General features: G+C 40.2%; 11 protein-coding genes, 1 tRNA gene and 1 pseudogene. 12 read left to right on the top strand and 1 reads right to left on the bottom strand.

Annotated features, from left to right (window positions below; translation table 11 throughout):
- The first annotated feature begins 309 nt into the window (after positions 1–309).
- The 7 genes and pseudogenes from TY21_RS01635 to cyoE all read left to right on the top strand — a co-directional run bounded on the left by TY21_RS01635 (position 310) and on the right by cyoE (position 6,688).
- A complete protein-coding gene (locus TY21_RS01635; RefSeq protein ID WP_042243052.1) occupies positions 310–816 on the top strand; it encodes a Dps family protein in 507 nt (168 codons plus the stop codon).
- A gap of 449 nt (positions 817–1,265) precedes the next feature.
- Positions 1,266–2,162, top strand: coding sequence for a ubiquinol oxidase subunit II (gene cyoA, locus TY21_RS01640; RefSeq protein ID WP_052354608.1), 897 nt, complete (start codon positions 1,266–1,268; stop codon positions 2,160–2,162).
- A gap of 39 nt (positions 2,163–2,201) precedes the next feature.
- On the top strand, positions 2,202–2,510 hold the full coding sequence (locus TY21_RS01645; RefSeq protein ID WP_042243054.1) for a hypothetical protein: 309 nt from the start codon (positions 2,202–2,204) through the stop codon (positions 2,508–2,510).
- A 610-nt stretch (positions 2,511–3,120) separates the two neighbouring features.
- Positions 3,121–4,809 (top strand): annotated as a pseudogene (locus TY21_RS01650) (cbb3-type cytochrome c oxidase subunit I); the annotation flags it as partial.
- 2 nt (positions 4,810–4,811) lie between these two features.
- Complete coding sequence (gene cyoC, locus TY21_RS01655) at positions 4,812–5,420, top strand: cytochrome o ubiquinol oxidase subunit III (protein WP_042240196.1); 609 nt, start codon at positions 4,812–4,814, stop codon at positions 5,418–5,420.
- Position 5,421: 1 nt separating this feature from the next.
- Positions 5,422–5,787 (top strand): cytochrome o ubiquinol oxidase subunit IV, encoded by a 366-nt coding sequence (gene cyoD, locus TY21_RS01660; RefSeq protein ID WP_042240192.1) that lies wholly within the window; start codon positions 5,422–5,424, stop codon positions 5,785–5,787.
- A gap of 52 nt (positions 5,788–5,839) precedes the next feature.
- Positions 5,840–6,688 carry a heme o synthase gene (cyoE, locus tag TY21_RS01665; protein ID WP_079979880.1) on the top strand — a complete coding sequence of 283 codons (849 nt, stop codon included), beginning with the start codon at positions 5,840–5,842 and terminating at the stop codon, positions 6,686–6,688.
- Positions 6,689–7,008: 320 nt separating this feature from the next.
- Here the strand turns inward: cyoE and TY21_RS01670 are convergent, their stop codons facing one another.
- On the bottom strand, positions 7,009–10,065 hold the full coding sequence (locus TY21_RS01670) for a glycine--tRNA ligase (RefSeq protein ID WP_052354483.1): 3,057 nt from the start codon (positions 10,063–10,065) through the stop codon (positions 7,009–7,011).
- A gap of 476 nt (positions 10,066–10,541) precedes the next feature.
- Between TY21_RS01670 and rlmN the strand changes: the two genes are divergently transcribed.
- From rlmN to TY21_RS01695, 5 genes are all read left to right on the top strand, one after another.
- Positions 10,542–11,609 carry a 23S rRNA (adenine(2503)-C(2))-methyltransferase RlmN gene (gene rlmN / locus TY21_RS01675; protein WP_042240184.1) on the top strand — a complete coding sequence of 356 codons (1,068 nt, stop codon included), beginning with the start codon at positions 10,542–10,544 and terminating at the stop codon, positions 11,607–11,609.
- 112 nt (positions 11,610–11,721) lie between these two features.
- A complete protein-coding gene (locus tag TY21_RS01680) occupies positions 11,722–11,931 on the top strand; it encodes a DUF6444 domain-containing protein (protein WP_130589480.1) in 210 nt (69 codons plus the stop codon).
- A 425-nt stretch (positions 11,932–12,356) separates the two neighbouring features.
- Positions 12,357–14,183, top strand: a complete 1,827-nt coding sequence (gene uvrC / locus TY21_RS01685; protein ID WP_042240181.1) for an excinuclease ABC subunit UvrC — start codon at positions 12,357–12,359, stop codon at positions 14,181–14,183.
- A 100-nt stretch (positions 14,184–14,283) separates the two neighbouring features.
- A tRNA-Val gene (locus TY21_RS01690) sits at positions 14,284–14,360 on the top strand.
- Positions 14,361–14,370: 10 nt separating this feature from the next.
- Positions 14,371–16,071, top strand: a complete 1,701-nt coding sequence (locus TY21_RS01695; protein WP_158622999.1) for a threonine--tRNA ligase — start codon at positions 14,371–14,373, stop codon at positions 16,069–16,071.
- The last annotated feature ends 60 nt before the right edge of the window (positions 16,072–16,131 follow it).

Raw genomic sequence — 16,131 nt, forward strand, 5'->3', positions numbered from 1 at the left:
TGCATGAAATTCCTTATTACAGAAAGGTTTTTAACTTTAACTCGCACCAATAAAATAGTTTATTAGCTTTTTAACCTTCTTTGTTTAAAGGATTCTCCAGGCGACTTATAGGTGCCATCTTTGAAGCTTAATATGTGTTTTAAAATATTTTATGTACATAAAATTTATAGGTAACCTTGCAAAAATGTAAAGATGTTGATAAGGTCTGTTCAGGATAAAAAGCAACCATATCTGCTAAAAAGATAAAGATTCTACAAATTTTTTTTGCGTTAACTTGAAGAATACAGAAAGCTTACTAAAGGAGCCTCTATGAAAAATGCATCCAACCCTGTCCCCTCCACCCTGGCAGTACCCATTCATCTCCAAGCGGAAGCAAGTCATAAAATTTCTCACGTTCTCAATCCCTTAATTGCGGATGCTTTTGCTTTATATGTAAAAACAAAAAGCTATCATTGGCATCTGTCTGGCCCCCACTTTCGCGATTATCATCTCTTAATGGATGAGCAAGCCGAGCAAATCTTTGCGATGATCGATGTGCTTGCAGAAAGGGTACGTAAGCTTGGAGCTCTTACCATTCACTCTATCAAACAGATTAGCCAATTGCAAAATGTGCAAGATGATGACGAGCCATGCATTGAAGCCATCCAGATGCTTAAGCGTTTAGAAGAGGAAAATAGAAACTTAGCTGCTCGTATGCTTGCTGCCCATAAAGTTTGCCAAGAGTATCAGGATGTAGCTACAACTAGTATTCTTGAAGTTTATATCGACGAGGCTGAGCGGCGAGCCTGGTTTCTTTTCGAAACGCAGCAAAGCTAAATCCTTGGTTGCTCAGGGCTTAAAATACCGTAAACTTGGGGGAGTTATTGGCTTAGATCTCCAAAAAAGCTTCATTTCTTGGCTTTGGTGCTTTCTTCTTAAAAAAGGATTTAAAGTTAGCTAGTTTTTTTGCATAGGAAATCTTAGAAGGTAAGGAAAAGCCTTTTGAAGATTACAGGAATAAGCTCCTAACTTAAGGTGGAAAATAATGAGTAAGGCTTAAAGGGGATAAAAAAGTTTCAGCTGTCTGGATTTCCTTAATCTATTCATTGCAAACCATAAAAAAAAGTTGATTTGAATTCGGAAATAAAAGATTTATTGTTCATTCTTTCATTTATCTAGACAAAGTGACCCGTCTCAGATAAAAGGATAAAGAAAAATTTGAATAAATAGATAGGGGTGCCAGCAAAAGTAGCTGGTGTCTATTATCTTTTTAGGGATTAAAAAAGATGAGCAAAATCTACAAATTAGCCTTTTTTATTGTTTCTCTTCTTGCCCTCTTCCTCGTAGTAGGATGGTTTGTGCACAATAGCGATATCGCTGTGCTCAATCCCAAAGGAGCGATCGCTCAAAGAGAACTGGACTTAATCATTCAAGCTACTCTTCTGATGTTGATTGTGGTTATTCCAGTATTTATCTTGATGATTGCTATTGCTTGCCGCTATAGAGCGAGCAACTCAAAAGCAAAATATGCACCCGATTGGGATCATAGCCATCTTGTTGAGTTTATCTGGTGGGCAATTCCTTTTGTAATTGTTCTGGTCCTTTCGGTTATCACTTGGAAAAGCAGTTTTGAATTAGATCCTTTCAAGCCGCTACAGGCCAGCACTAAGCCTCTGACTATACAAGCGGTAGCTCTACAGTGGAAATGGTTATTTATCTATCCCGAGCAAAAAATTGCTACGGTAAATTTTCTTCAGTTTCCCAAAGACACACCCCTTAATTTTGAAGTCACTGCCGACGCTCCTATGAATTCATTTTGGATTCCGCAACTGGGCGGGCAAGTGTATGCGATGCCCGGCATGAAAGCAAAGCTACATCTTATAGCGCATGAACTAGGGAGCTTTAGAGGCTCTTCTGCGAACTTTAGTGGAGAAGGGTTTGCTGGCATGAAATTTACGGCTGAAGCCACTTCATCCGAAGATTTTGAGCAATGGGTAGAAAAAGTAAAGCAATCACCTAAGCAGCTTAGCTTAAACGAGTATAAAAACTTAATCCTGCCCACTCAAGATTCCTCCGCAGATACCTATACCTTGCAAAAAGAAAATTTGTTTGATTGGATTATTATGAGCTACATGATGCCCATGGACTCACATTCAAGCAAAAGCGACGCCTCTTTAGAATAATTAGTAAGTATTTGATCTTAATCCATATAGGGAAATGACATGTTTGGAAAATTAAACCTTGAAGCTTTCAAGCACGACCCCATTGAAAGTGGTGCGGGTATAGGCATGGCTATAGCTGGCTTAATGATTGTTGCTCTCTTATTTTATTTCCGCAGGTGGAAATGGCTCTGGAATGAATGGTTAACATCGCTGGACCATAAGAAAATTGGCATGATGTATATCATCGTTTCTCTTTTAATGTTATTCAAAGGCGTGGTAGATGCTTTGATGTTACGGGCTCAACAGATACTCGCGGTAGGCGAATCGCAGGGCTTTTGTGTGCCACGAGCACATTATAGATGTGCGTAACTATACGAAAGATGAGGAAAATGGCTCCTCGAAGTCGCTTTGCAGGAAGAGATTTCAAACCACCTTAAGCTGCTTTGGTCAAAAGCCAAGGTAGTGAGCGTTAAGGAAAAGGTGTGATAAACATATCAGGTGAGGGCTAAGGAGACGAACGAAAGTGAACTATCGGTCCAAGTGTCGAAAGCGTAAAGATGATGTCAAAACTGGGGGTTAAAAGCTCTTCCAGGATAAATTTAGGGGCAACCTGTTTACTGCCTAAATGGCGTCCGGCATAAAGATAGCGTGAACTTAGTCTAGGCTTTTGTATGGAACGTGGGAACCTCATAGATGATGTTAAGAGAAAACTATATAAGTGAAGAACACAAAGTGGGAAATATCGAAGCATGTATGAGGGGCAGATCAACTCGTAGTAGTGAGGAAGCCTTTGTAATGAAGGGGGAGCGAAGGGGTTGAATTGTTCAATCCACCTCAATAAGTCAAGTAGAAATACGAGGAACTTATGGGGGTGGGGAAAAGGCTGGAAAGCTTGAAGAACAATAGGAGCCGTATGAAGCGAGAGTTTCACGTACGTGTCTGTGGGAGCCTAAGGGGGAAGTTCCCTTGGGCGACCCGATTGACCTCTTCCCATTTTCAGCAAGTATTCTCTGCTCACGGTACCACCATGATTTTCTTTGTGAGCATGGGCGCAGTGTTCGGCTTGTTGAACTTAATCGTGCCTTTACAGATAGGCGCTCGGGATGTGGCTTTTCCTTTTATGAATTCCTTGAGCTTTTGGCTGTTTGCAGCGGGTGCATTTTTGGTCAATCTTTCCCTTGTTATAGGAAATTTCTCTGCGACAGGGTGGTTAGCTTATCCGCCTCTTTCAAGTCTACAATACAGCCCTGATGTAGGCGTGGATTACTGGATATGGAGTATACAGATTGCTGGTATGGGCAGCTTGCTCTCAGGAATTAATTTCTTAGTGACCATTTTAAAGATGCGTTGTCCTGGCATGACGCTGATGAAAATGCCTTTATTTACCTGGAGTGCTTTAAATAGCATGGTTTTAGTCATTTTCGCTTTTCCTATTTTAACAGCCACCCTGGTCATGTTGAGCCTAGATCGTACCTTAGGAACCCATTTTTTCACGGCAGATTTTGGAGGCAATCCTATGATGTATATCAACCTCATCTGGGCCTGGGGACATCCCGAAGTTTATATTCTCATGCTGCCAGGTTTTGGGATTTTTTCAGAAGTTGTGGCAACTTTTTCACATAAGCGCTTATTCGGCTATACCTCCATGGTATGGGCGCTAGCTTCAATTACTTTTCTGTCTTTTATCGTATGGCTGCATCATTTTTTTACGATGGGAGCAGGAGCCAATGTTAATGCTTTCTTTGGTATTATGACCATGCTTGTTGCCATTCCCACGGGCGTAAAAATCTTTAACTGGCTATTTACTATGTGTAGAGGACGTATTCAATTTTCACGGCCTATGCTTTGGTTTTTAGGTTTCGTAGTCGTTTTTACGAGTGGAGGCATGACAGGGGTGTTAATGTCTGTGCCTGCCGCTGATTTCCAAGTGCATAATAGCTTGTTTTTGGTAGCTCATTTTCATTCCATGGTCATTGGAGGCGTCTTATTTGCTTTTTTTGCCGGCCTTGCTTATTGGCTTCCTAAGTTTTTAGGATTCAAATTGCATGAAAAGCTGGGAAGATATGCCTTTTGGTGTTGGATTATAGGTTTTTTCCTAGCCTTCATGCCACTCTATCTCATTGGCTTAATGGGGGCCACGCGGCGTTTAAATCATTATGAGGAGGCCACTGGCTGGCATCCCTTATTTGTGCTTGCCGGGGTAGGCGTTTGCATCATTATTGGTGGGGCTTTCCTCCAGTTTTTACAACTTATTGTAGGTGTGATCCAGCGTAAACAAAATAGGGTAGGTAACGATCCTTGGAATGGTAGGACACTAGAATGGTCCACTTCCTCTCCTCCACCCATTTATAATTTTGCTATGATCCCTGAGGTGAACGAGCGCGATCCTTATTGGGCTAAAAAACAGGCCCATGTGCTGGATGCAAAGAAGCCTTGTTATCAAGTTATTCATCTGCCTAAAAACTCTGCTATGGGTATCTATGTGGCTAGCTTTAGCCTCCTCTTTGGCTTTGCGGTTATTTGGCATATTTGGTGGCTTGCTCTCTTGAGCTTGCTAGGTACTATAATAGTCACCATTATACGTCTCTTAGATGATAATACCGACTACTACCTATCAGCCGCAGAGGTAGAAAAAATAGAGGCAGAACATGCCAGGAGTAGGGGATAACCATGACAGATTTAACTACGCTTTCATCCATCAATCATGCGGACTCTTCTCCAGCCACCTCTGCTAAAACGCTGTTTGGCTTTTGGATTTACTTAATGACCGACTGCATTTTGTTTGCCACCTTTTTTGCCACGTATGCAGTGCTGCACAATAGTACGTATGGCGGGCCTTCTGCTGGCCAATTGTTTAGCCCTACCTTTGCTTTGATAGAAACTCTTATCTTATTAACGAGCAGCTTTACCTGCGGATTGGTTATGTTAGCGGCTCATCGCCAAGAAAAAAATAAGGCGTTAAGCTATTTAAGCTTAACATTTTTATTAGGGCTTTCCTTTTTAACCCTGGAAATAATGGAATTTAACTATCTTATCCAGGAGGGAAATAGCTGGCAAAAAAGTGCTTTTCTATCGGCCTACTTCACCTTAGTTAGCACGCATGGCTTGCATATTCTAGCAGGCTTACTATGGATAGGAGTCCTTGGAATGCAAATTTTGTCACGGGGCTTGAGCGCAAATACGCTTAGACGATTAGCTTGCTTTAGCATGTTTTGGCATTTTTTAGATATTATATGGATTTTTATCTTCACCTTTGTCTACTTAATGGGAGCCCACTAACATGAAAGATAATCTTTATCCTATAAAGACTCCGCAAGCTTCTAGGCATGGATGCTTTAAATCCTATGGGCTGGGCTTTGCTTTATCCATCGTGTTGACTTTAGCCGCCTATATAATTGTCCAGGAACATTTATTTACCGGTAAGGTTTTAGTTGCTGCTCTAGTTAGCTTAGGGATCATGCAAGCTTTAATTCAGCTTTTATTTTTTCTTCATCTTAAAGAAGAAGATAAGCCCCGCTGGAACCTAGTGGCTTTAACTTTTATGATAGCTGTGATTGCCATTTTAGTAGTCGGCTCTCTATGGATTATGAATGATTTAGATGAAAGGCTGATGTCTATGCAAGAGATGTTTCACCCCAGCGAATAGGAAATATTGCTACCCTCTCAAGGATTAAATCATAAGGCTATTTAAGACGATGATCATTAAAACTTATTATATGTTGACTAAACCTGGCATCATAGCAGGTAATGCGGTAACAACTTTTGGCGGCTTTATGCTTGCTTCAAAAGGGCCTTTTAACTTCTGGTTGTTTTGTTTGACTCTGCTGGGTCTATCTTTAGTGATAGCCTCGGCATGCGTATTTAACAACTATATGGATCGAGAGATAGATAAGAAAATGGCGAGGACTAAAGATCGAGCGCTTGTTAAGGGTCTGGTCTCTGAAAAAAACGCGCTCATATATGGTACTTTTCTGGGTTTGTTAGGAATGGGCGTGTTAGCTTTGTATGCTAATTTTTTGACAGCTATGATAGCTCTAGCAGGTTTTTTATTTTATGTCGTCGTATATGGCCTATGGAAATATAGATCTTCTTATGGCACGGTGATAGGAAGCCTAGCAGGAGGCGTCCCTCCCGTGGTGGGTTATTGCGCGGCCAGCAATCAATTAGACTTAGGTGCTTTCCTCCTATTTACCATTATGGTCCTATGGCAAATGCCCCATTTCTTTGCAATTACCCTCTATCGCCTAGAGGATTATGCTGCCGCCTCCATTCCAGTTTTACCGCTTGAAAAGGGTATATACGCAACCAAAATACAAATGTGGCTATATATCATGGCTTTTATCGTGGCGACTGTGATGTTAACGTTCATGGGGTATACTGGCTATGCCTATTTGACTGTGGCTGTTCTGATGGGGTTAATGTGGTATGTGTTATGTTTAAAAGGTTTTAAAAGTGATAATGACAAGCAATGGGCCCGCCAAATGTTTTTATTTTCTATCGTAGTGATTATGGTCGAATGTTTCATGATGGCTATCGATAGGGTTTAAGAGAAATCGATGGCTGGCTAATCAGCCTAATGCCCCTGGTTGGCTGTCTTGTAAAAGAGTTTAAGAATCAAGATAACAATTTCCACAGCATTTTTCGCTAGCAAATAGCAAGGATAGATAGACAGTACTAACAGCAACTAAGATTTTATTTTAAGGTCCATGCCTAAAAAACTATAAAAGAATCCATTAATGTTAAAAGACAAAGAAATAGCTAAAAAAAATTCATCTTCGATTTTATGTTTATCTCCTTGCTTTTTTAAAGGTGTAGATTATTAAACCTTTTTCATCAGCCTATTCAAAGCTTTCTAGAGAGTTAATAACTATTTCTCACTAATTTTACTAAAGTCTAGCAATTGAGAGAACATGTCAAAAACGCGCTGCAGCAAAGCTATACGGTTGTCTCGCAATTTTAGATCATCCGCCAAGATTTTAACTTCATCAAAAAGCTGGGCTAAAGCTGGTTGGATATCTGCAATTAATTCGTAAGCTTTATCATAATCATGCGAGGTAATTGCCTGAGTGAGTTGTATTTGCTTTTGGTCTAGTAAAGCATTCAAGTTTTTCTCAGCATTTTCTTTAAGTGATTCTTTTGAAAAAGCTGTACTTGGGATGTTTGCTAACTGACCTTTAGCTCTTTTATAGACTTCAAAGAGAAGAGGGAACTTTTTGTTTGTTTGTCTGAAATGATGAAGGGATTTAGCTTTGCAAAAAGTATCGTAGATATCACTAAAGTTAGAAGAAAGAGAAGCTTCAATTTCATCTTTAAAAAGTTCATATTCTTGGAAAACTGATTTAATACGATTGGTAATAAAAGCTTCTATCTCTTGTAATAAATGCTCTTTATCTTTTATTAGAGCTTCAGGGAAATGATTTAAACATTGCCGGAAGACCTCCATTAAGGGTAAGCGGTAGCGCCCATTAATAAGCATTTTAATCACGCCGAGAGCCTGGCGCCTTAGCGCATAAGGATCACTAGAAGAGGTAGGCTTAAGATTTACACAGTAGCAACCAATTAAATTATCGATTTTGTCAGCAAGGCTTACTAAGGTGCCTGTAAGGGTTTGGGGTAAAGGAGCATGTTCTCCTCGCGGCATCCAATGTTCATCCAGGGCTTCGGCTACCTCGGGATCCTCGCCTGAAGCTAGCGCATAATATTTTCCTATCGTACCTTGTAGGTTAGGAAATTCATAAACCATTTCTGAGGCTAAATCGGCTTTACATAACCAAGCAGCTCGTTTAGCTTTTTCCAAGCTGCCTCTGTTAAGCAATTTTTGTAGAATTTCTACATGGGAAACAATTCGTTTAACCTTATCCCATACGCTCCCTAAGTGGGCTTGGAAAGTCACTTGTTTAAGCTTCTCATTGTAAAAATCTAATGAGACTTTCAAGCCTTGCTCATATAAAAAAGCTCCATCAGAGAGCCTAGCTGATAAGACACGCTCATTACCGGCCCGTATGTAATCCGAAGGATTGTTGTCAGCGGTGATAATAAAGATGTTTTGCAGTTGACCGTGAGCATCGGCAACAGGAAAATATTTTTGATGTTCCACCATCTCAGAAATTAACACTTCTTTAGGAACATTAAGAAAAGAGGCATTGAAGTAGGCATAAGTTACTTGGGGCCACTCCACCAAGTTCAAGACTTGCGGGATGACAGCCTCTCGGCAGATAATCTTTGCTTGTAAGGACTGTTCTAGCTTATTTAGGGCAGTAATGATAGTATGTTCTCTTTCCGCCATGTCTACCATCACCTGATGTTTCTTTAAAATTTCCACATACTCTTGGGCTTTATCAAGAGCAAAAGCCCCCGGGCACAGCTGACGATGCCCAAAGGATTTTCGACCGGCCTGAATATTGCCTACGCTAAAGGGAATGATGTGAGTGCCATGAAGGCAGGTGATCCAGCGCAGAGGACGTGCGTAAGAAATTTCAAGAGAACCCCAGCGCATTTTTTTAGGAAAATCGAGACTTAAAATGAGATTGGGTAAGTTTTTAGCTAAGATTTGTGTTGTCGGTATTCCTGGTGTTTCCATAGAGGCAAATAGATAATCGATTCCTTTGATTTGCTGAATGCGCACGGAGCCGCAGGGAGCTTCACGGATAGTAGCCAAGGAAATAGGGGGAATGCCAAGAGAGCGAAAGAAACCTTCACCCGCTGGTTTTAATTGCCCATCAATGCTATAGGCTTGTTCTAAAGAGGGCCCTTTTTTTTCTAGGATTTGGGGGGGCTTAAGATAAGGAAGATCTTCAACATACAAGGTCAGGCGACGAGGAGTCCCATAAGTTTTAATATCTCCGTGAGCGATACCTTCTTTATTTAAAAAAGCTTTAAATGTTTTCTCTAAATTTTGACAGCCTAAGCTGACAAATGAAGCGGGGAGCTCTTCGGAGCCAATTTCTAAAAGAAAAGTCTCTTTTTTATTAGGATCAAACATCTCGATTTCTTCTTCTTTAGAAAGAGTAGGAGCTATAATCTCTTCATTTCCGGATAGAGGCGCAGAGTTGAATTTGCCTAGTAACGGGTAGTTAAGCTGTTCGCGGCTCTTTGTATAACTTTCTGCAATTTGCTTAGTAAGATTACGTATACGTGCAATATAACCTGTTCGCTCAGTAACAGAAATGGCGCCACGTGCATCCAGAATATTAAAAGCATGCGAAGCTTTCATGACAAAATCATAGGCGGGCAGCGGCAAGCTTGCAGCCATTAATGCTTGAGCCTCTTTTTCAAAATCATTAAAGTGTCGAAACCACATTTCGGTTGAAGCATTTTCGAAATTATAATGGCTCCATTCGACTTCATTACGGTGATAAATATCTTTATAGGTAATCTCTTCATTCCATTGTAAATCAAAGATGTTATTGACTTTTTGTAGATACATGGCCAAACGTTCAATGCCATAGGTAATCTCACCGGTGATAGGCTTTAAATTGAGGCCTCCTACGCATTGAAAATAAGTAAATTGGGTAACTTCCATCCCATCCATCCAGACTTCCCATCCTAATCCCCAAGCTCCAAGTGTAGGGGCCTCCCAATCATCATGAACAAAGCGGATATCATGCTCACTCAGGTTAAAGCCAATAGCTTCTAAGGATTTTAGATAAAGATCCTGAATATGCGAGGGTGAGGGCTTGAGAATCACCTGGTATTGAAAATAGTGTTGAAGCCGGTTGGGATTGGTTCCATAACGTCCATCTGCAGGGCGGCGTGAGGGCTCAATGTAAGCTGCACGATAAGGCTCGGGACCCAGGCAGCGTAGAAAGGTGGCAGGGTTAAAGGTCCCTGCTCCTACTTCAAGATCATATCCTTGATGGATAATACACCCTTGCTGTTCCCAAAAAAGCGAGAGACGTCTTAAAACTTCCTGAAAGGTAATCATGTAGATACTCATTTTTTATGAAAGGCATGATGTTATCTTATTTAAGAAAAATAACGCTACATTTTCATCACCTTCACTTCTCTCCTATTCCTTTCCCTTTTATTTTTTATTATATAGCCCAAAAGTTCTCTACTTGCGCTTTTCATTTTTTAAATAGCTTAAACTGAACCATCTCTAGCTAGGAAATCATAAAAATCTAAGGGAAAACCCTCTAACTATTCAATAAATAGCTCTCTACGTCTTTAGATGGATGTATAACTTTTTTATCCTTACCAGAGAAAATGGCCTTTAATAAAGAATATAAGAGGTAAGGCAGCTTGCCTTACCCTAATGAGCAAGTCTTAAGCAGGCTTTACAGATCTTTAGTAGGCTTGTTTTTCTAACATCATCTAAAATAATTAGTAAGGAATTAACTAGTAGTTATTTAATACATATGGTATGCTGCACTATAAATAAAATTATTGATTGAGAAAATAATGACAAATTTTTGTGACCTAACCTATTCAGAACTTGTAGATTGGCTAGAAACTTATGAGGAAAAAAAGTTTCATGCACGCCAGCTTTTTGAATGGGTGTATAAAAAATCGATCCTGGATTGGGATTTGATGTCTAACCTGAGTAAGCCTCTGCGTGAAAAGCTAAAAAAAGGCTTGTTGCTGCCTACCTTGCAATTGGTAAAAGTTACCCCTTCCACAGACTTAGAAACTTATAAATTTCTCTGGAAGTTAAGGGATGGTAATCTGGTCGAATCTGTACTGATTTGCTCTGGTGATCGTCGTACAGTTTGTGTTTCCTCGCAAGTAGGATGTCCTGCTAACTGCGCCTTTTGCGCTTCAGGAAAACAAGGTTTTTTTCGTAATCTCCGACCTGGGGAAATTGTAGAGCAGATCGTGCAAATTAACCATTGGTTAAAGCAAAAAGAAGAACGTGTTTGTCATGTGGTTTACATGGGAATGGGTGAGCCCCTTAAAAACTATGAGGCCGTGATGAAATCCATTCATTTGATCATTGATGAGGAAACTCTTAACATCTCTCAAAGAAGAATTACAGTCTCTACGGTAGGAATTGTGGATGGAATCAAGCGTTTAAGCACAGAAAATCTTAAAGTTAATTTGGTTCTTTCTCTTCATGCTCCTAATCAAAATATTCGCAAAAAAATTATTCCGTATGCACGCAAATATCCTTTAGAAGATATTTTAGCTGCTATGGATGAATATAGCATGAAAACGAAGCGCGATATTACCTATGAATATACTCTGATTGCGGGCATCAATGATCATCCTGATCATGCGCATGAATTGGCTCATCTATTAAAAGGCAAACAATGTACAGTTAATTTAATTCCCTATAATCCTATTCCAAATGTGAGGCTGCAGAGGCCTGATAGAAAAGCGATTAAAGAATTTAGAAGCGTTTTGTTTGGATGCAAGATCGTTAACACTTGCCGTTACACCAAAGGTGATGACATTGCAGCAGCCTGTGGGCAATTGGCAATGCAGCAGCAAAATTTACAAAAGCCTGCCTTAGCGATGATGCCAGAGTAAACATAAGTGATCTACTTTTTAATCAATTGAGGGGAATGCCTTACGCAACTGCTAATCGAGAAGTACGCTTTCAGCACTCTTGCTAAAAAAAAGCTTAAGTAGTAGGTTTTTAATGATGAAGCCCACCTATGAAGATCTTTTCATACTTGTCCAGCATCAGAGCCAAATGGTTTTTGAGCAGGAGCAGACGATTAAGCGCCTTGAAAAGCGCATTCTAGAGCTTGAAAAAATGCTAAATCTTCCTCCAATCAATAGCTCTAAAGAGCCCAGCTCTGAGCGAAAGAAAAATCGTCACTCTCCTAAAAGGGGAGCTAAGCCTTAAGCATAAAGGCTATTCACAACTATTACTCTCTAAAGAATAAGTCAAAGCTACCCTTCTCTCATTTTTGCCTATCGGCCAGTCTTGTGGATCCAGTTAAACCAGAAATTACTCCATGAATCTCTAGCAGGATCGTATGGAAAAAAATAACAAGAAAAAATTGTTAAACTTTTAAGAAATTGGCTTAACAAGCGGTTGATGGATAAAATAGGCAGTGGTAGGATCTAACTACCTGGCAGTAAAGCTTTTTAGGGAGGACCTATTTAAGCTTTCTCTTCCTAGACGGCTACATTTAAAAGGGAGGAAAAGCTTTAAAGAAAAGATTTTTTTCTGGCCTTCTAGGGAGGAAGAGAAAAGCGTTTTTATTTATTAGGTTGCTTAAGATAAGAAGCTCCCTTTAAAATTATGCTCTGAAATAAAAGGTATTTATGTCTTTTGATCTCAAAAAACTCGATCTTTTTCCTACCCAGCCTGGCGTTTACTTGATGAAGGGGGAGCAAAATGAGATTCTTTACGTAGGCAAAGCTAACAATTTGCGTCAACGGGTCAAGCAATATTTTGCTGCAGGTAGAGATGGGCGTATAATGGTCCCTTTTTTAATTGCAAAGGTTGAGGAGATTGATACGATTATTGTTAATTCAGAAAAAGAAGCTTTGTTACTAGAAAATAATCTGATTAAGCAATACCAGCCTAGGTATAATGCTTTACTCAAAGATGATAAAAGTTATATTGCTTTAAAAATTAACAATCGACATCCCTGGCCTATGGTCAGTCTTATACGGTATCGAGGTAAACCTAAATCCGATGGTTACTATTTTGGACCTTATACAAGTGCTCTAGCTGCTCGCCATACTTTAGATTTAATCCAACGCATTTTTCCCTTAAGGCAATGTTCTGATCAGGAGCTAGTCCGTCGTCATCGCCCCTGCATTCTTTATGATATCAAACGTTGCATAGCCCCTTGTGTCAATAAATGTACAAAAGAAGAGTATGATCATTACATGGATGGGGCTATCAAGTTTTTAAGGGGGCAAGATAAGGAAGTTTTGCAAGATTTAAAAGCTGAAATGGAGCGCCAGTCGGAAGCTTTAGAGTTTGAAAGGGCAGGAGAGATTTTACAGACCATTCGTCAGATTGAGAAAACGATTGAAACGCAAAAAGTAGATAAACCTCTCGGGGAGGATGCGGATGCTTTTGGAATTTTCCGTCAAGGCGATGAAGCTATTCTTTGCCAGCTTTTATTTAGGGCAGGCAAGCTTGTAGGATCAAGGCGTCATAACTTTAGTCAGATCGCTCAAAATGATCATGAGCTGCTCGAATCTTTCCTATTACAAAATTATGATGAGCAAGCTGAATTGCCTCATGAAATTTTACTTTCCGCGCCCGTTGATAATTCTTCGGCTATTGCTGAAATTCTCTCTAGCCAAAGAAAAAGAGGAGTACGCATCTATCATCCTCAGAGGGGTAACAAATTAGCGATGGTTGAAATGGCTATCGCTAATGCCAAAGCTTCTTTTCATCAAGAAAAAGATTTACAGGCTGTAAGGGAGCGAACCTTATTAGAAATGGAAGAAAAATTCCATTTGAATAGGTATCCTGAGCGTATTGAATGTTTTGATATTTCTAATATTGCAGGCACCTCTATTGTTGCTACGATGGTTGCTTTTACTAACGGTCAAAAAGACTCAAATCGTTATCGAAAGTATAAGATTCGTACGATCGACCAATCGAATGACTATGCTTCTATGCAAGAGGCTTTAAGCAGACGTTATCTAAGAGCTAAAGAAGAAAATGATTTACCTGATTTGCTGATTGTGGATGGAGGAAAAGGACATCTTAACATGGCTTTAAAGCTCCTAGCAGATTTAGATATCGCCACGGTCGATGTGATCGGCTTAGCAAAAGAAAGGGGACGACACGATCGCGGCATGACAGAAGAGCAGGTCTTCTTGCCAGGTGTTAAAGATCCTCTTTTATTGCATAAGACCTCACCTGTTTTGTTTTTACTCCAGCAAATTCGTGATGAAGCGCACCGTACTGCTATCACCTACCATCGCCATTTAAGAACAAAAAAAACAATTAAAAGTTCCCTTGATGATATCCCAGGGATAGGCCCTAAAAAACGTTCCTTGCTCCTAAAGCATTTCGGTAGCGTTAAAAAATTAAGGGAAGCTTCCCTAGAAGAGATCTCTCAACTTCCTCGCCTTACCCAAAAAGATATAAAAGCTTTAACCGAATATTTAAAAAAATGCTAAATGATGGGACTGCTTAAATAGTAAAAATTAAGAGATTATTCTTTTTTGATTGAATAAATTCAGCGCTCTCCGTTAACATGCCTTCTTCACTAATCCCGATGGGATATTAGCTCAGTTGGTTAGAGCGCCACGTTGACATCGTGGAGGTCAGCTGTTCGAGTCAGCTATATCCCACCATTTTATGGTTATGACTAATTCGCTAAAAACTCTAAGACAATCTGCTGCAGAGTTATTAGCGCTTGCTATGTGTAGCCTTTTTCCAAAAGCACAGCTATTCCAAGGGGAGGCCACAGATGTGGGCTTCTACTACGATTTTTTTCTTCCCGAAGCTATTACTCACGAGCAATTCTTGTATATCGAAGAGCGCATGCGTGACTTTATGCGGCAAAGCCTTTCGTTCAAGCCCATGGAAATGATGCGCAAAAATGCTATCGAGCTGTTTAAACATCAGGGGCAATCCCTTAAAGTTATTTTATTAAAAGCTTGTGCAGAGACCTTAGTGCATGTTTGTCAAGTGGGTGAGTTTTACGATTGGGTGGCGCCTCCTTTTGTTGAGACGACTAAGCAGGTGGGGGTCTTTAAATTATTAGAGATAAGCTCTTTTAAAGTTTCCTTGGCGGGTAGGCCTAATCTTTCCTTAACACGCATCCAAGGGGCCGTATTTCCTGAAAGCTATAGCCTTAAGCAATTCCTGAAGAAAAGAGAGATTGCCAAGCAATGCGATCATCGGCAACTGGGCAAGCAGATGAACCTATTTACTATCTTGGACGAGACGTGCCCGGGCTGCTGGACCTGGTACCCTAAAGGAGTTCTTCTTCGCGAAATACTACTAAATTGGTTGAAAGCCGAGTATCGACAGCAGGGATGTCAATGGATAACCACTCCCGCGTTGCTAAAGCAGCCTTTTGCCGATTCAACAGAGCCTTTGGCTTTACGTTTTGAGTCTGAAGGAGCAGCTTATGCTTTATGTGCGACTAAAGCATCTTTGCACGCCTCTCTTTACAAATCTAAGCCACATTCTTACCAAGAACTGCCCCTCTCTTACGCAGAATACGCTGAATTTTACAATCAGGGGAAAGAGATCCACCAGTGGGGAATGTTAAGGTCGCGTTCCTTTTATGCCGATCAGTCTCATATTTTCTGTTCTGCTGAGCAACTTTTAGATGTGCTCATTTCTTCCTTGCAATTCATTAATAAAACTATTAAGATAATGGGATTTGAGATCCAATGGCATCTGATTGCTAAAAGCACAAAGTATAAGAAAGCTCCTAAAAAGTGGGAGGAATCTCAAACTAATTTAGTCAGAGCCTTGGATGTAAGCGGCTTTAAATATGTGATTGACAAAGAGCCGCAAGATTATTATGGTCCTGCTATAGAGGCGCGATTCACCGATATCCTGGGGCGCGATTGGAAAAGCTCTTGCATTTATATTGATTTGTATCATCCCGATAAGATGGGCTTGTCCTATCCAGGGCAAGATGACAAAATGCATGTGCCGGTCATGGTAGGTCAAGCAGTACTAGGTTCAATTGAACGTTTAACAGCTATTCTCCTTGAACACTATGCCGGGAACCTGCCTTTATGGCTTGCTCCTGAACAGATACGCGTGATTCCGGAGATGAATAAAAACCTCGATTATGCTCTTCAGGTATTTGAGGAGATAAGAAGAGCTGGTTTCCGTGTGAGCATGGATGATTCTACTCACAGTGCTGCGCTAAAAATCCAGGCCGCTCACCAGGAGAAAATTCCTTATCTTGTAAGAATAGGGGATAAAGAAGAGGAAAATCGCACCGTTATATTTAAGAAATATCAGCAAGAAAGCGTGCAAGAGGAAGTTTTAAATAAATTTCTTGAGCAATTGAAATTAGAAAACGAATTAAAAGCTTAAATGAAGTCTACCTCTTTAAGAAAGAGGTCTAATAAAAACTAAGAAGTGCAAGGTAACATC

Origin of the sequence: Neochlamydia sp. S13, assembly GCF_000648235.2 — a bacterium.
In the GTDB taxonomy this organism is placed as follows: Bacteria; Chlamydiota; Chlamydiia; order Chlamydiales; family Parachlamydiaceae; genus Neochlamydia.